Genomic DNA, 18,624 nt, shown 5'->3' with positions numbered 1-18,624 from the left:
CCGCGCCCTTTGTCGTTCACCGGATCGTTCAGAGACCGGCGCGGGTGCTGGCCGTGGCGACCAGGCGGCCGTACTCGCGCTCGGTCATGCAGCGCGGCGCCGACCAGGCCTCGCCGTTGCGGCGCGCCTCGACGGCCTCGCGCGCGGTGACGAACACCGGCTGGACGCCATGTTCGCGCTGATAGGCGCGCCGCGTGGCGACGTCGGTGCCGCACATCATCACCGACTGGCGGGCGATGGGCGTCGATCGGTCGATCTTCTGGCTCTGGACCGGATTCTGGGTCGATTCTGGGCGGCCGCCGGGGCGGCGCTGGCGGCCAGGACCGCGAGGGTCAGGGCGGAAGCAGCGATACGGGTCATGTCAAACATCCTCCATGGCCTGATTTTCGATCAGGACTCTGACGAATTATGCGCCGAATTCTCGCTGTGTAAAGGATTTGCGACATTCCCGCGTCAAATCGACGACAAAGCGCGGGGCGGCGCCAATCGGCGGCTGGCGCGTTGTCTGTGACCTGAGGAGGTGGACGCGTGGCCAGATCACTGAAATGGAACGACATGTGGTCAGGCGTGCGGGACAAGGCGCTGGTTCCGGCCGGCGCCCGCGCCCGCGACTGGCGCGACTGGATCCGGCAGAACGATCCCGTTTACGCCGCGGCCCGCCGGCCCGGCGCGGCCGAGAAATGGGCGGCGTCCGTCACTCTGCTGCTGATCGCCGCCGTCGTCGTCTTCCTGATGCTGTTCGACTGGAACTGGCTGCGCGGGCCGATCGGCCGATGGGCCTCGGCCAAGTATGACCGCGAGATCGCCCTGCGCGGCGACCTGGACGTCAGACTGTTCAGCTGGACGCCGTCGGTCGTCGTCAACGATCTGAAGTTCGGCGGGCCGGACTGGGCGCGCGAGGCGGACACCGCCAACGTCCAGCGGATCGAGGCTTCCGTGCGGCTGCGCAAGCTGTTCGCGGGCCAGATCGAAATGCCGCTGCTCAGCGTCACCCGCCCGGACGTCGTGCTGATCGCCGCCGAAGACGGCCGCAAGAGCTGGGCGCTGGAGCCGGACAAGCCCGACACCGGCGAGGGCATGAAGCTGCCCGTGATCCAGCAGCTGATCATCACGGACGGCCGCATCCGTTTCGACGAGCAGCGTCGCGGCCTGACGCTGGACGCCACGGTGACCGCGCGCGAGACCGCCAACGACGGCGACGCCGGCTTCGTGCTGGACGGCACGGGCGCGTTGAACGACTCGCCCCTGACGCTGCGGATCGAAGGCGGACCCTTCATCAACATCCGCCGCAATCGACCCTACAATTTCGAGGCGGTGCTGAGCGGCGCCGGTTCGCGGCTGACGGCGGACGGGGCGATCACCCGGCCGTTCGACCTGGGTCGGTTCAACGCCACACTGACGCTGGAAGGCCAGAACCTGGCCGACCTGTATCTGCTGACCGGCGTCACTCTGCCCAACACCCCGCGCTACAGGCTGGCCGGCGCGCTGAGCCGCGACGAGCGGATATGGACCTTCAAGGACTTCGACGGCCGGGTCGGCGCCTCGGACCTGTCGGGCGACGTGCGCGTGGATGCGGCCGAGCGGCTGCGGGTCGACGCCGACCTGACCTCGCGACGGCTGGACCTGGACGACCTGCTGGCCGTCTTGGGCGGCCGGCCTCAGACCAATGCGGCCGCGACCGACACCGAGACCACCGTCGCCGCGCCCGGCCGGCTGCTGCCCGACGCCACCCTGCAGGTCGATCGACTGCGGACCATGGACGGGACGCTGAAATATCGCGCCGCCGCGGTGAAGGCGAACGACTTCGACGTCCGCGCGGTCAATCTGGGCGCCGATCTGAAGGACGGCGTGCTGGCCCTGAACCCCGTCAGCTTCGCCTTCAATCGCGGCGAACTGAACGCACGGCCCGGATCAACGCGACGCGCGACACGCCCTACAGCAATGTGGACTTCCGCCTGTCGGGCTATCCGCTGGAATCCCTGATCCCGGCCGGCGACGGCCCGGCGCCCCTGACCGGCCGGGCCCTGGGCCGGGCCAGGCTGGAAGGACCCGGAGCCTCGATCCACGACTTCGCGGCGGGCTCCAAGGGGTCGATCAGCGTGGTGGTGCCGCAGGGCGAAATGCGCGCCGCCTTCGCCGAACTGCTGGGCATCAACGCCAGCGCGGGGCTTCTGAAGCTGCTCAGCGGCGACCAGTCCAAGGCCGACATCCGCTGCGCCGTGGCCGATTTCACGGTCTCGGGCGGCACGGCGACGGCGCGCACCTTCGTAGTCGACACCGACGTGGTCCTGGCCCAGGGCAAGGGCTCCATCGACCTGGGCGCCGAGACCTTGAACCTGCGCATCGACGGCGAGAGCAAGAAGCCGCGCCTGCTGCGGGTCTGGGCGCCCATCACCGTCGGGGTCCCCTGACGGCGCCGCGTATCGGCGTGGACGTGGGCGAGGTGGTCGGGCAGGGCGGCCTGGCGGGGCTGCTGGGCGCGGTGGTGGCTCCGGTGACGGCCCTGTTCGCCTTCGTGGATCCGGGCCTGGCGGAGGACGCCGATTGCGGCCGCCTGATCGCCTCCGCGCGCTGAGCCCGGCAGGCGCAGGCCGATCGCCTCTTGCTACGTATAGGCCCCATGACCCGTAGAGGATTGATCGCGCCGGCCCTGGCGTCCCTGGCCGCCGCCTGTTCGCCGCTGGCCCTGCTCGACCGGTTCGGCCCGCGGGACCCGGGCGCCCGCCGGGCGGGGCGGGACCTGGCCTACGGCGACCACCCTCGCCAGCGGATGGACGTCTATGCGCCCCCGGAGAGGGTCCGTTTCCGACGCTGGTCTTCTTCTACGGCGGGGGTGGAATTCGGGATCGCGCGATCTCTACGGCTGGGCGGCGCAGGCCCTGGCCGCGCGCGGCTTCGTCGTCTTCCTGCCCGATTACCGTCTGGTCCCCGAGGTGGTCTTCCCGGTCTTTGTCGAGGATGCGGCGAAGGCGACGGCGCGCGCGGCCGACCTGGCCCCGACCTATGGCGGCGACGCGGCGCGGCTGGCCGTGCTGGGCCATTCCGCCGGCGCCTATCTGGCCCTGATGATCGCGCTGGACGCCCGCTACATGAAGGCGGCCGGCAGGCCCGACCTGATCCGGGCCGCCGCGGGCCTGGCCGGCCCCTACGACTTCCTGCCCTTCGACGTGGCGTCCACCAGGGACGCGTTCGGCGCCGCGCCGGATCCCGTCCAGACCCAGCCCGTGACCTTCGCCCGGGCCGACGCCCCGCCCCTCTGGCTGGGCCACGGCGCCGACGACACGGTCGTGCACGACGAGGACACCCTGATCCTGAACGACCGGATCAAGGCCGCCGGCGGGCGATCGACCGCCCGGATCTATCCCGGCCTGAACCACGCCGACCTGATCGCGACCTTTTCGCCCCTGTTCCGCAAGAAGGCGCCCGTGCTCGATGACCTGGTCGCCTTCCTCCATCGCGCCCTGGGTTGAGCCCCTTGGCGACGGTCAGGCGCCCAGCGTCTCCACCGTCAGGTTGCCGTTCGTATAGACGCAGATTTCGGCGGCGATCTTCATGGCCTTGCGCGCCACCTGCTCGGCGTCCAGGTCGGTCTCCTCGATCAGGGCGCGGGCGGCCGACAGGGCGAAGTTGCCGCCCGAGCCGACGGCGGCGACGCCGTGTTCCGGCTCCAGCACGTCGCCGACGCCGGTGACGGTGAAGATGGAAGAGGCGTCCGCGACCAGCAGCATCGCCTCCAGCCGGCGAAGATAGCGGTCGGTGCGCCAGTCCTTGGCCAGGTCGACACAGGCGCGCGCCAGTTGGTCGGGATACTGCTCCAGCTTGGCCTCAAGCCGCTCGATCAGGGTGAAGGCGTCGGCCGTGGCGCCGGCGAACCCCGCCAGGACCTTGCCCCCCGCGAGCGTCCGGACCTTGCGGGCGGCGCCCTTGACGATGGTCGGGCCCATCGAAACCTGGCCGTCGCCGGCGATCACGGTGCGCCCGTTCTTGCGAACGGCCAGGATGGTGGTGCCGTGCCAGTCGGGAAAGGCGGAGGGGGCGGAAGGACGGGTCATGCGACGCAGATGGCGGCGCGCGTCGCGATCATCAAGGCCATGCGCAAAGCGCCGCGGTTTTCGGTCGCGGCCTAATTTCGACCAATATGCTTCGTATAACGGTCATATTCGACCATTCATCCCGCCAGTTGAAAGCATTAAATTGCTGTACCGCCTCGTTTTTGTGAGCAAAGCTGTCGGGGATGCGGGACAGAGCCCGCAGTCGTTGGCGCACATCCTGGGCGCGTCCGAGCGCAACAATCGCCGTGACGAAGTCAGCGGCGCGATGATGTTTCATGGCGACGAGATCGTGCAGATCGTCGAGGGCGCGCGCACGGACCTGGACCGGCTGATGCGGCGGGTCGCGGTCGATCCGAGGCATTGCGATCTGGTGGTGGTCGAGGATCGACCTGTTATGCAGCGTCGCTATCGCCAGCCCATGCAGTTGTGTCAGACCGATCATCGCTGCGTGGCGCGCCACTCCGGCGGCCGCCCGCTCCGGACCCTGAGCGCGGTCGAGCTGGAGCGGTTGATGCAGGCTTGCAGCCTGCAGGCTGCTTGAGAACACGCGGCTCGACCCCTAGGCTCGCGGCGGCGCGCCGGGATTCGGCGTTCGAGTTCGTGAGTACGCCGTGAAATTGTTTCGAATCGTCTACGTCAGCCGCGCCGCCGAGGCCGTCAGCGACGGACTGATGCCGCTGATCGACATCATCGGCGTGTCGGACCGAAACAATCGTCGCGATCACCTGACCGGCGCCCTGATGCGCCACCAGGGCTTTTTCATTCAGGTGATCGAGGGCGCGCGCGGCGACCTGGACCGGCTGATGAAGCGTCTGCATCAGGACCGCCGGCATGAGGATCTCAGGATCCTGGCGGACCGGCCGGTGGAGAGCCGCGGCTTTCCCGACTGGGCCATGGTGCGGCTGGACGCGCCGCCCGCCGCCGACGATTTCCTGGACGACCATCTGGAGGCCCCCGACGCCGGCGACCGGGCCGAGGCGCTGCTGGTCCAGGCCAGCCGGTCGATGGCCGTCGCGCCCTGAGGCGCTGTTCCCCGACGGTGGAAGACCCTAGATAGGGGCGTGAGCTTTTCCGAAGACGACGTCGAGCGCTACGCCCGCCATCTGGTCCTTGCCGAGGTGGGCGGGCCGGGCCAGCAGGCGCTGAGGCGCGCCAGGGTGCTGATCGTCGGCGCGGGGGGCGTCGGCGCGCCGGCGGCCCTGTACCTGGCGGCGGCGGGCGTCGGGACGCTGGGCCTGATCGACGATGATACGGTCGCCCTGTCCAACCTTCAGCGCCAGGTGCTGTTCGCGACCGAGGATGTCGGCCGGCCCAAGGTCGAGGCCGCGGCGGCGCGCCTGGCTGGGCTGAACCCCGGGGTCGAGGTTCGCGCCTGGCGCGAGCGGCTGACGCCGGAGAACGCCGCCGGCCTGATCGGCGACCACGATCTGGTGATCGACGGCACGGACGACTTCGCCACCCGTCACATCGTCAACGCGGCCTGCGTCGCCGCGGGCAGGCCCCTGGTCTCGGGCGCCCTTGGACGCTGGGACGGGCAGGTCGGGATCTTCGCGGGCCGCCCCTGCTATCAGTGCCTGACGCCCGAGGTCCCGCCCGAGGCGGAGACCTGCGCGCGCGTCGGCGTGGTCGGCGCCCTGGCCGGGGTGATTGGGTCGATGGCGGCGCTGGAGGCGATCAAGCTGATCGTCGGCGCCGGCCAGCCGCTTGAAGGCCGGCTGCTGATCTACGACGGCCTTGCGGGAACCAGCCGCACCGCGCGAGTCGCGGCCGATCCGGATTGTCCCGTGTGCGGGGGCGGCGCCAGAGCGAGATCGGTTGAGGGGGGCGTAGTCCAACTCGGCTCAGATTTCGCTCCAGGATCAACTGGAGCCTGATTCACGGCATCTGCGGAATCGCGAAGCGATTCCACCTCAGCCGATCAGGCTCTAGGCCGCCGTGGCGAAGCGAACGGGCAGCGGCAGGTCGGGCAGCGGCTCGGCGAAGCCCAGGGCCGGATTGCTGAGCACCGTCACGACCCGCTCGCCGCAATACAGGTACAGGGTCTCAAACCCGACCCATCGCCGGGCCAGGTCCTGGAGGGCCCTGTCGGCGGCCTCGTCCGAGGCGGCGTCGAGCACGCAGATGTCCCGCACCGGCACGCCGGGCAGATTGACGATGCAATAGTAGGAGTCCAACGCACGCTTCCTCGAACAGGTCGCCGGAAACGAGGCGCGTCGCCGGCGGTTCCGCCCCTGAACGGCGTTTTCGACAACCGTATGAGGGCGCTCCGACAGGCGTGTGAAATCCGCGCCCTACAACATCGCGGGAATGACCCGATCCGGCGGGCGGTGGCCGTTCTGGAACGTCATGATGTTGGCGATGACGCGGTCGCCCATGTCCTGGCGCGCCTCCAGGGTGGCCGAGCCCAGGTGGGGCAGCAGCACCACATTCGGGTGGCCCAGCAGGCCGGGGTGGATGGCCGGCTCCTTTTCGAACACGTCCAGACCGGCGCCGGCCAACAGGCGGCGGTCGACGGCCTTGGCCAGCGCCTCCTCGTCGATCAGTTCGCCGCGCGCGGTGTTGACTAGGATGGCGTGCGGCTGGAGCCGGGCCAGGCGTTCGGCCGACAGCAGATGGTGGGTGTCTCGGGTCGCCGGGCAGTTCAGGGAGATGATGTCCATGCGCGACAGCATCTGGTCCAGGTCGTCCCAATAGGTGGCGCCCAGTTCTTCCTCGATCAGGGCCGAGACGGGCTTGCGGTTGTGATAGTGGACCTGCAGGCCGAAGGCCTTGGCGCGCCGGGCCAGGGCCTGGCCGATGCGGCCCATGCCGACGATCCCCAGCCGCTTGCCCCACAGCTTGCGGCCGCACATCCAGGTGGGGGTCCAGCCCTCGAAGCGGCCTTCGGCGACCACCTGGGCGCCTTCGACGATGCGGCGGCTGACGGCCAGGATCAGGCTCATGGCCAGGTCGGCGGTGTCCTCGGTCAGGACGCCGGGGGTGTTGGTGACGATGATCCCCCGGGCGACGGCGGCCTCTATGTCGATGTGGTCGACCCCGGCGCCAAAGTTGGCGATCACCTTCAGTTGATCGCCCGCGCCCTGGATCAGCTCGGCGTCGATCACGTCCGTGATGGTCGGGACCAGGACCTGGGCGCGCTGGACGGCCGCCTGCAGCGCCGCACGGTCCATCGGGCGGTCGGTCAGGTTCAGTTCGGCGTCGAACAGTTCGCGCATCCGCGTCTCGACGGCGTCGGGAAGGCGTCTGGTTAATACGACCTTAAGCTTGGAGGCGGACATTGCGGGCCTTGGTCTGCGGGCGGCGATTCAACAGGGATCGGAGCCCGCGAGCGACGGGTCGTGCCTGGGTGTCTAGCAAAGCCGCCATCATCTTCCAAAGCCTTCGCCGTCGCGCCCCGGTTCTGGCGGCCGTGGCGGGCCTGGCCGTGATGGCCGGCGCGGGCCAGACCATGCCCGACGGCCGGCCCACGCCGACCGGGCTTGAGGTGCCGCGCTGGATCTCGCTGAAATCCTCGCACGTGCGTGCGCGTCAGGGACCGGGGCTGGATTATCCGATCCTGTGGGAATACCGCGCCGCCGGCCTGCCGGTGCAGGTGGTGGCCGAGACGACCGAGTGGCGCAAGGTGTGCGACCCGGACGGCGCCGTGGCCTGGATCCATCGCACGGTGTCCTCGGGCCGCCGCTCGGTGTTCAACAACTCCGACGCCGAGATCCCCATCCACGCGGGCAAGTCCGAGACCTCGCCGGTGCGGGCGCGGCTGCAGCCCCGCTCCATCGTCTCGCTGGACGAATGCGAGGACGGCTGGTGCCGGGTGCGGGCGCGGCGTCTGGAGGGCTGGGTCGTCCAGCGCGCGGTCTTCGGCGCCCAGTCGCGGGCCCTGTGCAACGCCAACCGGCCCGCCGGAACCGGACGCGGCTGAAACGCCTGTCTGTTGAGCGAAGCGGCGCGGTCGTGTAACCCGCCCGCAACAGCTGACGGAACGGAACCGCCTTGACCCAATCGCAATATCCCTCGTCCTTCGATCACGAGGCCCTGCTCGCCTCCGGGCGCGGCGAGCTGTTCGGTCCCGGCAACGCCCAGCTGCCGGCCCCGCCGATGCTGATGTTCGACCGGATCACCCAGATCAACGCGGACGGCGGCGCCCACGGCAAGGGCTATGTCGAGGCCGAGCTGGACATCAATCCGGACCTCTGGTTCTTCCAGTGCCACTTCATCGGCGATCCGGTCATGCCGGGCTGCCTGGGCCTGGACGCGATGTGGCAACTGGTCGGCTTCTATCTGGGCTGGATCGGCGGGCCGGGCCGCGGTCGCGCCCTGGGCGTCGGCGACGTCAAGTTCACCGGCCAGGTGACGCCGGACGTCAAGAAGGTGGTCTACAAGATCGACCTGAAGCGGGTCATCAATCGCAAGCTGGTCATGGGCATCGCCGACGGCGTGCTGGAGGCCGACGGCGAGGTGATCTACACCTGCAACGACATGCGGGTGGGCCTGTTCGGCGCCAAGGATCAGGCGACCGGCGGCTGAAGCCCCCATATAGAGCCGCGAACCCAGCGGCCGGCTCCGGGAGGAGCCGCAAGCAAGAAGGATCTCCCATGCGTCGCGTCGTCGTCACCGGCCTTGGCATCGTCTCCTCCATCGGCCACGGCGCCGAGGAAGTGACCCGTTCGCTGCGCGAGGCCCGCTCGGGCGTCGTCGCCGCGCCGGATCACGCCAAATACGGCTTCCGCAGCCAGGTCTGGGCCCCGCCGCAGATCGGCCCGTGGGAGGAACTGGTAGACCGCCGCGCCGCGCGCTTCCTGGCCAACGGCACCGCCTGGGCGCACATCGCCTTCGAGGAGGCGCTGAAGTCGTCGGGGCCTGACGGCGGACGAGATCAAGGACGACCGCATCGGCCTGATCGTCGGCGAGGGCGGTCCCTCCACCCAGGTCATCCTGCAGGCGGCCCAGACCACGATGGAGAAGGGCTCGCCCAAGCGGGTCGGCCCGTTCGCCGTGCCCAAGGCCATGGCCAGCGGCCCGTCCGCGGTGCTGTCGACCTGGTTCCAGATGCGCGGGATCAACTATTCGATCAGCTCGGCCTGCGCGACTTCGGCCCACTGCATCGGGGCGGCGGCCGAACAGATCCAGTGGGGCAAGCAGGACGTGGTCTTCGCCGGCGGCTGCGAGGACATCGACTGGTCCATGTCCAACATGTTCGACGCCATGGGCGCCATGTCGTCCGACTTCAACGACACTCCCTCGGTCGCCAGCCGCGCCTACGACAAGGACCGCGACGGCTTCGTGATCGCCGGCGGCGCCGGCATGGTTGTGGTCGAGGAATACGAGCGGGCCAAGGCGCGTGGGGCCGACATCCTGGCCGAAATCGTCGGCTACGCCGCCAACTCGGACGGCTACGACATGGTGGCCCCCTCGGGCGAGGGCGCCCAGCGCTGCATGAAGATGGCGCTGGACCAGGCCGGCGGCCGCACGATCGACTATCTGAACCCGCACGGCACCTCGACCCCCGTGGGCGACGCCAAGGAGATGGAGGCGGTGCGCGCGGTGTTCGGCGACAAGATGCCGATGATCTCCTCGACCAAGTCGCTGACGGGCCACAGCCTGGGCGCGGCGGGCGCGCAGGAGGCGATCTATTGCCTGCTGATGATGCAGAACGGCTTCGCCGCCGAGAGCGCCCACATCGAAAACCTGGACCCGGCGTTCGAAGGCATGCCGATCCTACGCGAACGCAAGGACGGCGAACTGACCACGGTGATGTCCAACAGCTTTGGCTTCGGCGGCACCAACGGCACGCTGATCCTCAGCAAGGTCTGAGGCCGTCATCCTCTCCCGCTTGCGGGAGAGGCGGCCCGGCGTTCGGCGCAGCCGAACCAGGGTCGGAGAGGGGAGTGCTCTCTCCAAAAAGAAGACTTCCCCCATCGTCAGCCGTCTCGCTTCGCTCGACGCGCTGACACTTCCCCCGCAAGCGGGGGAAGGTCGGGAAGATCAGTCGTATCTGACGCCGCTCAGATAGAGCCCCGCCGACGGCGCCACCGGCCCGCATTCGGCGCGGTCCTTCGCGTCCAGAGCCCGTTTCACGTCATGCGCGGTCCAGCGGCCCAGGCCGACCTCGACCAGGGTCCCCGCCATCGACCGCACCTGGCGGTGCAGAAAGCTGCGGGCCTGGAAGACCAGGTGCACCTCCTGGCCGAAGCGGGTCACGCGGGCCACGTCCAGCGTCTTGACCGGCGACTTCGACTGGCAGCCCACGTCGCGGAAGGTGGTGAAGTCGTGGTGGCCGACCAGGACCTGGGCCGCATGGTGCATGGCCTCGGCGTCCAGCGGCTTCTTGACGTGCCAGACCCGGTCCCTTTCCAGCACGGGCTGGGGCCGGCGGTTCAGGATGCGATAGAGATAGGCCCGGCCGGTCGCGGAAAACCGCGCGTGCCAGTCGGGATCCGGCGCGGGCTGGACCGACAGGACGCAGACGTCTTCGTTCACCAGATGGGCGTTCATGGCGTTGAGGATGGTGGTCTCGGGCCAGGCGCGCTGCAGGTCGGCGTGGATCACCTGTTCCAGGGCGTGGACGCCGGTGTCGGTGCGCCCGGCGGCGGCGATGCGGATGCGCTCGCCCGAGAAGGCGGCGATGGCCGTCTCGAGCGCGCCCTGCACCGTAGGCTGGCCGTCCTGGGCCTGGAAGCCGTTGTAGGCCGTGCCGTCATATTCGATAGTGAACTTATACCTAGGCACTCAGGACTCCACATGGCCGTCATCGACCAGTTTCAGCCGCTCGATAGAGAGCGTGATCTCAAGCTGCATCCAACGCACGTGATCGGCCACTATGGCGTGTTCAAACGAGATGGGCGCGTATTCCTGCAGATCGATACCCTCGGCTCTGCCGATCGGGCCAAACCAAACAGTCAAAGCCAGACTTTTCAACTGACATCGGAAAGCGCCAAAGCCCTTTGGGAAATCCTGGGCCGTGAGTTCAATCTATCAGCCTAAAAGGAGCCCGGCGGGCAGGGAGAAGCCGCGCAGCATCTCCTCGGCCGCCTGCGCTGCCTTGCCCTCGCGCTGCACGCGGATCAGGCGCACGGCACCGTTTCCGCAGGCGACGGTCAGGGCGTCGTCCAGAACGGCGCCCGGCGCGCCGGCCCCCTCGGCCAGGGTCGACAGCAGGGCCTTGATCCGCACCGGCCCCGTCTCCGACGGTGCCTCGAACCAGGCGCCGGGGAAGGGCGACAGGCCGCGGATGCGGGCGTCCACCTCGGCGGCGGGGCGGGTCCAGTCGATGCGGGCCTCTGTGGGGGTGATCTTGCGGGCGTAGGTCGGTTCGCCGGCCTGGGGCGTCTCGGTCGCGCCCCCGCGTTCGATGGCGGCCAGGGCGCGGGGCCACAGGCCGGCGCCGACGTGGGCCATGCGCTCGGACAGGCTGGCGGCCGTGTCGTCGGGGTGGATGTCCATGACTTCGCCCAGCAGGATGGGCCCCTCGTCCAGCCCCTCGCTCATCCGCATGATCTGCACGCCGGTCTGGCGGTCGCCGGCCATGATCGCCCGCTGGATGGGCGCGGCCCCGCGCCAGCGCGGCAGCAGCGACCCATGCAGGTTGAAGCAGCCCAGGCGGGGCGCTTCCAGAACCGCGGGCTTGAGGATCTGGCCATAGGCGACGACGCAGGCCGCATCCAGGTCCAGGCTCTGGAAGATGTCGATCGCCTCCGCGGCCTTCATCGACTCGGGCGTGAACACCGGCAGGCCCATGCTCTCGGCGAAGGCGTGGACGGGCGACGGCGTCAGCTTCTGCCCCCGGCCCCTGGGCCGGGGCGGCTGGGAATAGACGGCGACGATCTCGTGGCCCGAGGCGATCAGCTCGGCCAGCGACGGAACGGCGAATTCGGGGGTACCCATGAAGGCGAGGCGCATGGGCAGGCCTTTAGAGGTTTGGCGCGCCTACTGCCAGCGGGTGAAGACGCCGCCGCCCTCGTCCCATTCGCCGCCGGCGTCCAGGGCGTCGTCGAAATCGAGCAGGCGATCCAGCAACAGGCCGGCGACCACGCCCAGAAGGGCGACCCCGGCCAGGGTGGCCACGCCCGCGACGCCGACCTTCTGGCTGCGCGTCAGGCGACGGCGGCCCTGGGTGTCGATGACCAGGGACTGACCCCGGCGGGGCAGGCGGACGGTGCGTCGGCTCATCAGGCGGCGATCCTGTCTCGGGCGGCCTTCTTGACCTTGGTCACGGCGCGCTCGCGCTTGAGCCGGGACAGGTGGTCGATGAAGAGCACGCCGTTAAGGTGGTCCATCTCGTGCTGGATGCAGACGGCGTAGAGGCCGCTGGCCTCCTCCTCCACCTGCTCGCCGTCACGGTTCAGGTAGCGAATGCGGACGCGCGCGGGGCGTTCCACCTTGTCGAAATACTCGGGGATCGACAGGCAGCCCTCCTCGTAGGTGTAGAGCTCGTCCGACGCCCACAGGATTTCGGGATTGGCGAAGAAGCGCGGGTTCCTGCGCGTCTCGGCGGCCTCCGGCGTGTCCTCTTCCTCGGTGTCGCAGGCGTCGCCGCCCTTGTCGCCCAAGTCCATGACGATGACGCGGTCCAGGGCGCCGATCTGCACCGCGGCCAGGCCGATGCCCGGCGCGGCGTACATGGTCTCCAGCATGTCGTCCATCAGGGTGCGGACGGCGTCGTCCACCCCCGCGACGGGCTTGGAAACCTGCTTCAGGATCGCCAGATCGGCGACGTTGTCGATGGTGAGGATGCGACGAAGGGCCATGGGCGGGAGGTAGGCCGGCCCCGGCGTCAGGTCAAGATTTCCGACCCCGGCGGTCGGATTTGACGCGGTTCGGGCCTGGCCGATCAGGCGGGAGCGAAGACGAGACTGACGATCAGCCACAGGGTCCAGATCACCGCCACCACCAGCATCAGCGCTCCCGGCCCCATTGCGCGGAATCGGCGGTCCATCAGGCGTGAAAATCGCTCGGGATTCTCTGCTCTGCGGACCGCTTCACGGCGATGCCCGCGCGTATAGCCGACGCCCGAAGACTTAGCCCGGATCCATGGCACGGCTTCGCGCATCAGCAGCACAAGCCCGGCCGCGTATAGAGCTATGAGCAACATTGAACGGCCCCCGAAAGAAAACTATGGGGCGGGGGAAAAACCGTCAACCCGGGGTGGCCCTTGGGCGAACTTACGCCTTGCCCGGCAACGGGCGCGGCTTGCGGTTCTGGTCGATGGCGACATAGGTGAAGACGCCTTGGGTCACGCGCACCGAGGCGGCCTGGGGCTGGCCCCGCGCGCGCTTCCAGGCCTCGACATGAACCCGGATCGAGGTCCGGCCCGAGCCGATCACCTCGGCGTAGATGCTGACCTCGTCGCCGACCGAGACGGGCTGGTGGAAGACCATGCCGTCCAGCGCCACGGTGGCGCAGCGCCCGCAAGCCAGCTCGAAGGCGGGCGTCGCCCCGGCCACGTCCATCTGCGCCAGCAGCCAGCCGCCGAAGATGTCGCCCTCGGGGTTGGTGTCGGCTGGCATGGCGATGATGCGGCCGACGGGCTGGGTCGCGGGCGGTTGGGCGGCTTCGGTCATGACGGGCGCTTTCGAACGGGCGGGGGCGGTTGTCTAGCCCGATGAGCGGCCGGCGTCAGCGCCGGATCGCCGCTTCCTGGGGCGGGGCGGCGTTTTGGGCCGGGCCCCGGCGGCCGCGACGCGGGCCGCCAGGATGATCTCGCGATTGGCGCGCCAGGTGGCGCCCAGCTCCATCGCCGTCAGCAGGTCCTCGGCGAGCAGGGGCCCGTCCCGAGCCTCTCTCAGCCGCGCCGCAAGTCTCAGAAGGTCGGAGGCCGCAGCCAGATCCGGCTTGTTCGAACGCGCGCCCAGATCTTCCAGCCGGGCGAAGCGCCAGCCCGCCTGCCGGGGCTGGTCCAGCGCGCGCTGAAATCGTTCCTCGGGCGTCAGCTGTTCGGCGATGAAGCGCCAGCGCCGTGCGCGCGGCGCGCGTTCGTAATGGCCGGGACGGGTCGGCAGGCCGTGCAGCGCATAGACCTCATGCGCCGCCGCTTCCATCTCGGACAGCGCGCGCGACAGGGCGTCCTGGCGCGGGCCTTCCGGGGAGCGCCCGTCTTCGGCGCGAGCGTCGATCGGGAAGGGGTCGTCCTGCGGCGTCTCTCTGCGCGAGCGCGGCAGGAGACGCCACAGGCTCAAGGCCGTCAGTCCACGTTGATCGCGCTGGTCACCGACACATCGTAGATGACGCGCGTGATGCTCTGGACGAACTCGAAGAATTTGCGCGCCTCGGCGGCGTTCGCCAGCGGCACGTAGATCACGTCCTCGGGCATGATCTGGATGTTGCTGGCGGCGAACACATTGGCGGCGTTGTTGAAGTCCAGCTGGTAGATGATCGGCACGCCGCTGGGGGTGGCCGGCTGGGTCACGCCCAAGGCGCGCGCGACCTCGGGCCGCTCGAAGCGGAAGATCATCACCCGGCTGGCGTTGGCGGTGTTGGTGTTCAGGCCCGCAACGCGGCTGAGGGCGCCGGCCAGGGTCACGGGTCCGGGCGGCATGTCCACCTGGGCCACCGCGCCCAGGGCGCCGAAGGTGCTGAACCGGCGCGGCTTGTAGGCGAAGTTGACCAGGTCGCCCGGCTGCAGCCGCACATTCTCCTCGAACGAGGTCGTCACCACGCCCAGCGGCGCGGCGTAGGTCTGGCCGGCGCGCTGGATGGTCACCATCATGTCGTCGACCGGCCGTTCCGAGCCGCCGGCCTCGCCCAGAACGTCCAGCAGGCGGTTGCTGTTGACCGACAGGGGCTTGCGGCCCGGCTGGCGGACGTCGCCCAGCACCGTCACGGAATTGGAGGCGTTCTCGGCCACGACGACCGTGATCTGCGGATTGGCCACCTTGCCGCTGAGGGCGCGGCGGATGGCGGCGGCGGCCTGCGGCGGGGTCAGGCCCTCGACCCGCACGGCGCCGGCGAACGGGATGGACACCGCGCCCGAGCGGTCCACGACCTGCGCCGGCAGGACCTGATTGCCCGGCTGGACCGCGGACCCTGCGCCGACGCCCCCGCCGAACAGGGTGCCGCTGGGCTCGATGATCTGGACCTGCAGGGCGTCGCCGACGCCGATCAGATCCAGAGGCCGCTCGCTGGCGGCGCCCGTCAGCGAGCCGAAGAACTGCGCAGGGACGGCCTTGATCCGCTCGCTGACCTCATAGTTCATCTCGACCAGGGCGTAGCCGCCCACGGCGTCGGGCCGGGTGGCGCCGGCGTCGACCGACCGGCCCGAGGGCCCGTCGCGCGGCAGGGTGGTGCAGCCGCCCAGAATGGCGACGATCATCAGCGGCAGGATGGTACGCGTCATGAAAGCCGTTCAGCCCCTCGTTCGACCTTTGCTTACTCGCCTTCGCCATGCGCCGCCAGAGGCGATGACCCGCCCAGGCCGACGGCGCCGGCGACGACGGCGAAATGGTCGTCCCAGCGAGGCGGCGCAAAGGCGGCGGCCGGCTTGGACGCCTCGTCCAGCGTGGCGCGCCGGATGGCGTCCAGCCAGCCCAGCCCGTCCAGCGGGTCGATCAGCCTGGCTTGCGGCGTCAGTTCGCGATGGGGCGGAATGTCCGAAGCGATCAACGGGGCGCCCATCGCGCAGGCCTCCACCGCCGGCAGGTCGAAACCCTCGACGGCCGAGGGGGCCAGCACCGCGCGCGCGCCGCGCATCAGCCGCACCAGGGCGCCGTCCGACAGGTTCTCGGCCTGGTGAACCACGCCCTGCAGATTCGGCGAGCGCTGCAGGTGGTCCAGCACCGCCTCGTTCTCCCAGCCATAGCGCCCGACCAGGACCAGCGACGGCGTTCGTTCCCCCATCTCTTCCTCCAGCCGCCGCCACAGCGTCAGCAACTGGGCCAGGTTCTTGCGCGCCTCGATGGTGCCGACATGGATGAAATAGGGGCGGCTGGCCCGCACCGCGTCGCCGGGGGCGAAGGCCGTCTCGATGCCCAGGTGGGCCACGTGGACCGGCGGCGGCGTCAGGCCCTCGCGCGCGCGCGAAGGCGGCCAGCTGATCGGCGGTGTGGCGCGAGTTGACCAGGATGCTGCTGGCGTGACGCAGGGTGTGCACGACGCGGGCGCGGTGCTTGTCGGCGTCGCCGGGTCGGCAGAACTCGGGGTGGGTGATCGGGATCAGGTCGTGGATCATCACCACGCGATCGACGCCGTCCTGCTCCAGGGCCTGCAGGGCGTCCGCCTCGTGCAGGGTGGTGTGGCCGACGTTCAGATAGAGGTCGGCCGCCGGCAGGGGCGCGGCGTGCCGGGATCGGAAGAATTGGCGCAGCACGCGCGGCTTGTCGCGCGCCGGCTTGTGGTCCGCCAGCGGCGGGGGCAGATGACGGATTCGGCGGGGCGCTGGTCGTGGGTCAGGGCCGCCAGCAGCCGCGCTTCGTGGCGCGCCGCCCCGTTGACCGTGCGGCCGTCCCAGCGGGCCCGCAAGCTGCGCACGAAGTCGCGGAACCAGGTCTGGTCCACCGTCACCAGCCGGCCCTTGCGTCCCCGCACCGGAATCATGACCACGTCGGACCGCTGGTCCAGCCATTCGGCGTAGGCCAGGCAAACCCGGTCCACGCCCGTCGGGGCGGTCCGCTCGGCCCGGCTGAGCAGCCGGCTGACGTCGTAGAGCACCCGCATGGTCAGGAGACGTAGCCGGCCTGCATCAGTTCGGCGATATGGACGATGGCGGTCGGCCGCCCCTCCTCGACCACGAACAGATTGGAAATCTTGTTGGCGGTCAGCAGGTCGACCACGTCGCTCATCCGCGCGTCCGGATCGACCGTGATCGGGTTGGGGCTCATGATGTCGGCCGCCTTCAGGGCGGCGATGTCGCGCTGGAACGCGCGGCGGATGTCGCCGTCGGTGACGATGCCGCCCAGGGTGCCGTCCGGATTGAGCACCGCGACCGCCCCCTTTCGCCCCTCGGTGACGGCCGAGACGACTTCGCTGAAGCTGGCGGTGGTCGGCACGGCGGCGGGCGCGGCGGCGTTGTCGCCCATCCATTCCCGCACGCTCTGCAGGCTCATCCCCAAGGCGCCGCCGGGATGATGCAGCCCGAAATCCAGGGCGGTGAAGCCGCGTCGATCCATCAGCACCATGGCCAAGGCGTCGCCCAGCGCCAGGCTCATCAGCGTCGAGGTGGTGGGCGCCAGGCCGTTCGGGCAGGCCTCGGCCACCTTGGGCATGGTCAGGCAGACGGCGGCGTTGCGGCCCAGGAAGCTGGTCGGCCGTTGGGTGACGGCGATCACGGGGATTCCGTTGCGCTGGCAATAGATCAGGGGATCACGAAGCTCGCGGCTCTCGCCCGAGTTGGACAGGGCCAGCACCGTCACGTCGGGGCGCAGCATCCCCAGGTCGCCGTGGCTCATCTCGGCCGGATGGACGAAGAAGGCGTTCGTGCCGGTCGAGGCCAGGGTGGCGGCGATCTTGCCGCCGATATGGCCTGACTTGCCCATGCCGGTGACGACCACATAGCCCGGCCGGCTCATGATCACGTCGGCGGCGCGGGCCAGAGAGACGTCGATGGAGCGTTCCAGCGCGTCCAGGGCCTCGATGTTCAGGCGGATCACCTCGCGCGCGCGCTCGGTCATGGCGGCGATGTCTTCGGGCGAGGAAAGGGCGGTCTCGGTCATTGGCGACAGGCCCGTGCGGCGGGCTCTCCTTGTTCGAGGCGCGCGGTCTGCCGCATCCCACGGCGGCGCGCAACGGCTCCCTTTCAGACGATGTTGTCGATTCCGCGTCAACCTTTGCCGCATTGGCGCGTTAGTGTGGCGGGGAAATCATCGAATAGAGAGTCTCTCGCCTCATGCCGTCTCACGTCGGAGCCGCCGATCTCGTCTTGCCGCCGCCGCCCGTCCTTGCGGAAGGGATCGCCCTGTTTCTGGACATGGACGGGGTGTTGGCGCCGATGGCCCCGACCCCGGATGCGGTCAAGCCGGTGGCCCGGCGCACGGCGGTCCTGAAGGCGTTGGAGCGGCGGTTGGACGGCCGCGTGGCCATCGTCAGCGGGCGCACCCTGGCCGAGATCGACCGAATCGCCGACGGCGCCCTGTCGTCCGCGTCCGGCGTGCACGGGCTGGAGCGGCGTCGACGCGACGGCTCGATCGAGCGCGGCGCCGCCGACGCCGGCGTGACGCGGGCGCTTGACGCCTTCCACGCCTTCGCCGCCGAACGGCCGGGCATGATCGTCGAGGACAAGGGCGTTTCGGCCGGCCTGCACTACCGCCTGGCGGCGGACCAGGCCGCCGCCGCCGAGACCCTGGCGCGAAAGCTGAGCGACGAAACCGGCCTGGCCCTGCAGCCCGGCCATATGGTGCTGGAACTGAAGACGCCGGGCGCCAGCAAGGGCACGGCCGACACCGCCTTCATGGCCGAACCTCCGTTCCGGGGCGCGACGCCGGTCATGCTGGGCGACGACGTCACCGACGAGGACGGCTTCCGCGCGGCCGACGCCCTGGGCGGCTACGGCGTGCTGGTCGGACCCGAGCGGCCCACCGCCGCGCGCTATCGGCTGGACGGGGTGGACGACGTGCTGGGCTGGCTCGAATCCGTGGCGGAGGCTTAA

26 protein-coding genes and 1 pseudogene are annotated in these 18,624 nt (G+C 69.9%); 13 read left to right on the top strand and 14 right to left on the bottom strand.

Annotated features, from left to right (window positions below; genetic code table 11):
- Positions 1-28: 28 nt before the first annotated feature.
- Positions 29-217: a hypothetical protein gene (locus MU852_RS07250; RefSeq protein ID WP_249751626.1), complete on the bottom strand. Its 189-nt coding sequence runs from the start codon at positions 215-217 to the stop codon at positions 29-31.
- 141 nt (positions 218-358) lie between these two features.
- On the opposite strand from MU852_RS07250, the gene MU852_RS07245 reads away from it, so the two are divergent.
- From MU852_RS07245 to MU852_RS07225, 5 genes are all read left to right on the top strand, one after another.
- A complete protein-coding gene (locus MU852_RS07245; RefSeq protein WP_249751625.1) occupies positions 359-511 on the top strand; it encodes a hypothetical protein in 153 nt (50 codons plus the stop codon).
- A gap of 17 nt (positions 512-528) precedes the next feature.
- Positions 529-1,983 (top strand): AsmA family protein, encoded by a 1,455-nt coding sequence (locus MU852_RS07240; protein WP_249751624.1) that lies wholly within the window; start codon positions 529-531, stop codon positions 1,981-1,983.
- Positions 1,944-2,411, top strand: a complete 468-nt coding sequence (locus MU852_RS07235; protein WP_249751623.1) for an AsmA-like C-terminal region-containing protein — start codon at positions 1,944-1,946, stop codon at positions 2,409-2,411. Before MU852_RS07240 ends, MU852_RS07235 begins: the two co-directional genes overlap by 40 nt.
- 17 nt (positions 2,412-2,428) lie before the next feature.
- Positions 2,429-2,575, top strand: coding sequence for a hypothetical protein (locus MU852_RS07230; protein ID WP_249751622.1), 147 nt, complete (start codon positions 2,429-2,431; stop codon positions 2,573-2,575).
- Positions 2,576-2,780: 205 nt separating this feature from the next.
- Positions 2,781-3,470 (top strand): alpha/beta hydrolase, encoded by a 690-nt coding sequence (locus tag MU852_RS07225; protein WP_249751621.1) that lies wholly within the window; start codon positions 2,781-2,783, stop codon positions 3,468-3,470.
- A gap of 15 nt (positions 3,471-3,485) precedes the next feature.
- Here MU852_RS07225 and hslV read toward each other — a convergent pair whose 3' ends face one another.
- The gene (gene hslV, locus MU852_RS07220) at positions 3,486-4,052 is read right to left on the bottom strand and encodes an ATP-dependent protease subunit HslV (protein WP_249751620.1); all 567 of its coding nucleotides are present in this window, start codon (positions 4,050-4,052) and stop codon (positions 3,486-3,488) included.
- 142 nt (positions 4,053-4,194) lie between these two features.
- Between hslV and MU852_RS07215 the strand changes: the two genes are divergently transcribed.
- The 3 genes from MU852_RS07215 (at position 4,195) to MU852_RS07205 (ending at position 5,926) form a co-directional block, all read left to right on the top strand.
- A complete protein-coding gene (locus tag MU852_RS07215; RefSeq protein WP_249751619.1) occupies positions 4,195-4,593 on the top strand; it encodes a BLUF domain-containing protein in 399 nt (132 codons plus the stop codon).
- 70 nt (positions 4,594-4,663) lie between these two features.
- A complete protein-coding gene (locus tag MU852_RS07210; RefSeq protein WP_249751618.1) occupies positions 4,664-5,074 on the top strand; it encodes a BLUF domain-containing protein in 411 nt (136 codons plus the stop codon).
- Positions 5,075-5,113: 39 nt separating this feature from the next.
- The gene (locus tag MU852_RS07205; RefSeq protein WP_249751617.1) at positions 5,114-5,926 is read left to right on the top strand and encodes a HesA/MoeB/ThiF family protein; all 813 of its coding nucleotides are present in this window, start codon (positions 5,114-5,116) and stop codon (positions 5,924-5,926) included.
- A 51-nt stretch (positions 5,927-5,977) separates the two neighbouring features.
- Here MU852_RS07205 and MU852_RS07200 read toward each other — a convergent pair whose 3' ends face one another.
- Positions 5,978-6,226 carry a hypothetical protein gene (locus tag MU852_RS07200; protein ID WP_249751616.1) on the bottom strand — a complete coding sequence of 83 codons (249 nt, stop codon included), beginning with the start codon at positions 6,224-6,226 and terminating at the stop codon, positions 5,978-5,980.
- Positions 6,227-6,343: 117 nt separating this feature from the next.
- Positions 6,344-7,330 carry a 2-hydroxyacid dehydrogenase gene (locus MU852_RS07195; RefSeq protein ID WP_249751615.1) on the bottom strand — a complete coding sequence of 329 codons (987 nt, stop codon included), beginning with the start codon at positions 7,328-7,330 and terminating at the stop codon, positions 6,344-6,346.
- Between the two features lie 68 nt (positions 7,331-7,398).
- On the opposite strand from MU852_RS07195, the gene MU852_RS07190 reads away from it, so the two are divergent.
- From MU852_RS07190 to fabB, 3 genes and pseudogenes are all read left to right on the top strand, one after another.
- Positions 7,399-7,971, top strand: a complete 573-nt coding sequence (locus MU852_RS07190; RefSeq protein ID WP_249751614.1) for an SH3 domain-containing protein — start codon at positions 7,399-7,401, stop codon at positions 7,969-7,971.
- Between the two features lie 71 nt (positions 7,972-8,042).
- Positions 8,043-8,576, top strand: a complete 534-nt coding sequence (gene fabA, locus MU852_RS07185) for a 3-hydroxyacyl-[acyl-carrier-protein] dehydratase FabA (protein WP_249751613.1) — start codon at positions 8,043-8,045, stop codon at positions 8,574-8,576.
- Between the two features lie 68 nt (positions 8,577-8,644).
- Positions 8,645-9,863: pseudogene (gene fabB, locus MU852_RS07180) on the top strand (beta-ketoacyl-ACP synthase I).
- A 171-nt stretch (positions 9,864-10,034) separates the two neighbouring features.
- Here fabB and truA read toward each other — a convergent pair.
- Positions 10,035-10,778 (bottom strand): tRNA pseudouridine(38-40) synthase TruA, encoded by a 744-nt coding sequence (truA, locus tag MU852_RS07175; protein ID WP_249751612.1) that lies wholly within the window; start codon positions 10,776-10,778, stop codon positions 10,035-10,037.
- A gap of 12 nt (positions 10,779-10,790) precedes the next feature.
- On the opposite strand from truA, the gene MU852_RS07170 reads away from it, so the two are divergent.
- On the top strand, positions 10,791-11,033 hold the full coding sequence (locus MU852_RS07170; protein WP_249751611.1) for a hypothetical protein: 243 nt from the start codon (positions 10,791-10,793) through the stop codon (positions 11,031-11,033).
- On the opposite strand, the gene fmt is transcribed toward MU852_RS07170, so the two are convergent.
- From fmt to MU852_RS07125, 9 genes are all read right to left on the bottom strand, one after another.
- Positions 11,025-11,948: a methionyl-tRNA formyltransferase gene (gene fmt, locus MU852_RS07165; protein WP_249751610.1), complete on the bottom strand. Its 924-nt coding sequence runs from the start codon at positions 11,946-11,948 to the stop codon at positions 11,025-11,027. The genes MU852_RS07170 and fmt overlap by 9 nt on opposite strands.
- A gap of 27 nt (positions 11,949-11,975) precedes the next feature.
- On the bottom strand, positions 11,976-12,218 hold the full coding sequence (locus tag MU852_RS07160) for a hypothetical protein (RefSeq protein WP_249751609.1): 243 nt from the start codon (positions 12,216-12,218) through the stop codon (positions 11,976-11,978).
- Positions 12,218-12,796: a peptide deformylase gene (gene def, locus MU852_RS07155; protein WP_249751608.1), complete on the bottom strand. Its 579-nt coding sequence runs from the start codon at positions 12,794-12,796 to the stop codon at positions 12,218-12,220. Before def ends, MU852_RS07160 begins: the two co-directional genes overlap by 1 nt.
- Positions 12,797-13,210: 414 nt before the next feature.
- Positions 13,211-13,609, bottom strand: coding sequence for an acyl-CoA thioesterase (locus tag MU852_RS07150; protein WP_249751607.1), 399 nt, complete (start codon positions 13,607-13,609; stop codon positions 13,211-13,213).
- A gap of 33 nt (positions 13,610-13,642) precedes the next feature.
- Positions 13,643-14,224 carry a hypothetical protein gene (locus tag MU852_RS07145; RefSeq protein WP_249751606.1) on the bottom strand — a complete coding sequence of 194 codons (582 nt, stop codon included), beginning with the start codon at positions 14,222-14,224 and terminating at the stop codon, positions 13,643-13,645.
- Between the two features lie 5 nt (positions 14,225-14,229).
- Positions 14,230-15,381 (bottom strand): polysaccharide biosynthesis/export family protein, encoded by a 1,152-nt coding sequence (locus MU852_RS07140; protein ID WP_249751605.1) that lies wholly within the window; start codon positions 15,379-15,381, stop codon positions 14,230-14,232.
- A gap of 32 nt (positions 15,382-15,413) precedes the next feature.
- Complete coding sequence (locus MU852_RS07135; protein WP_347342376.1) at positions 15,414-16,046, bottom strand: glycosyltransferase; 633 nt, start codon at positions 16,044-16,046, stop codon at positions 15,414-15,416.
- A gap of 240 nt (positions 16,047-16,286) precedes the next feature.
- A complete protein-coding gene (locus tag MU852_RS07130; protein WP_249751603.1) occupies positions 16,287-16,697 on the bottom strand; it encodes a hypothetical protein in 411 nt (136 codons plus the stop codon).
- Positions 16,698-16,699: 2 nt separating this feature from the next.
- Positions 16,700-17,692, bottom strand: coding sequence for a KpsF/GutQ family sugar-phosphate isomerase (locus MU852_RS07125; RefSeq protein WP_249751602.1), 993 nt, complete (start codon positions 17,690-17,692; stop codon positions 16,700-16,702).
- 173 nt (positions 17,693-17,865) lie between these two features.
- Here MU852_RS07125 and otsB point away from each other — a divergent pair, with 173 nt between their 5' ends.
- Positions 17,866-18,624: a trehalose-phosphatase gene (otsB, locus tag MU852_RS07120; protein ID WP_249751601.1), complete on the top strand. Its 759-nt coding sequence runs from the start codon at positions 17,866-17,868 to the stop codon at positions 18,622-18,624.

Source organism: Brevundimonas albigilva, assembly GCF_023503965.1.
Taxonomy (GTDB): Bacteria; Pseudomonadota; Alphaproteobacteria; order Caulobacterales; family Caulobacteraceae; genus Brevundimonas; species Brevundimonas albigilva.
This window is presented reverse-complemented; position numbering and strand designations above follow the sequence as displayed.

What these genes read in the sequence shown, in the direction of transcription:
- MU852_RS07195 (WP_249751615.1), bottom strand. Translation starts at nt 7,330, where the DNA reads ATGTCCGCCTCCAAGCTTAAGGTCGTATTAACCAGACGCCTTCCCGAC.
- MU852_RS07125 (WP_249751602.1), bottom strand. Translation starts at nt 17,692, where the DNA reads ATGACCGAGACCGCCCTTTCCTCGCCCGAAGACATCGCCGCCATGACC.
- MU852_RS07170 (WP_249751611.1), top strand. Translation starts at nt 10,791, where the DNA reads ATGGCCGTCATCGACCAGTTTCAGCCGCTCGATAGAGAGCGTGATCTC.
- def (WP_249751608.1), bottom strand. Translation starts at nt 12,796, where the DNA reads ATGGCCCTTCGTCGCATCCTCACCATCGACAACGTCGCCGATCTGGCG.
- otsB (WP_249751601.1), top strand. Translation starts at nt 17,866, where the DNA reads ATGCCGTCTCACGTCGGAGCCGCCGATCTCGTCTTGCCGCCGCCGCCC.
- MU852_RS07225 (WP_249751621.1), top strand. Translation starts at nt 2,781, where the DNA reads ATGCGCCCCCGGAGAGGGTCCGTTTCCGACGCTGGTCTTCTTCTACGG.
- MU852_RS07245 (WP_249751625.1), top strand. Translation starts at nt 359, where the DNA reads ATGTCAAACATCCTCCATGGCCTGATTTTCGATCAGGACTCTGACGAA.
- MU852_RS07130 (WP_249751603.1), bottom strand. Translation starts at nt 16,697, where the DNA reads ATGCGGGTGCTCTACGACGTCAGCCGGCTGCTCAGCCGGGCCGAGCGG.
- MU852_RS07250 (WP_249751626.1), bottom strand. Translation starts at nt 217, where the DNA reads ATGTGCGGCACCGACGTCGCCACGCGGCGCGCCTATCAGCGCGAACAT.
- MU852_RS07150 (WP_249751607.1), bottom strand. Translation starts at nt 13,609, where the DNA reads ATGACCGAAGCCGCCCAACCGCCCGCGACCCAGCCCGTCGGCCGCATC.
- fmt (WP_249751610.1), bottom strand. Translation starts at nt 11,948, where the DNA reads ATGCGCCTCGCCTTCATGGGTACCCCCGAATTCGCCGTTCCGTCGCTG.
- hslV (WP_249751620.1), bottom strand. Translation starts at nt 4,052, where the DNA reads ATGACCCGTCCTTCCGCCCCCTCCGCCTTTCCCGACTGGCACGGCACC.
- MU852_RS07140 (WP_249751605.1), bottom strand. Translation starts at nt 15,381, where the DNA reads ATGACGCGTACCATCCTGCCGCTGATGATCGTCGCCATTCTGGGCGGC.
- MU852_RS07160 (WP_249751609.1), bottom strand. Translation starts at nt 12,218, where the DNA reads ATGAGCCGACGCACCGTCCGCCTGCCCCGCCGGGGTCAGTCCCTGGTC.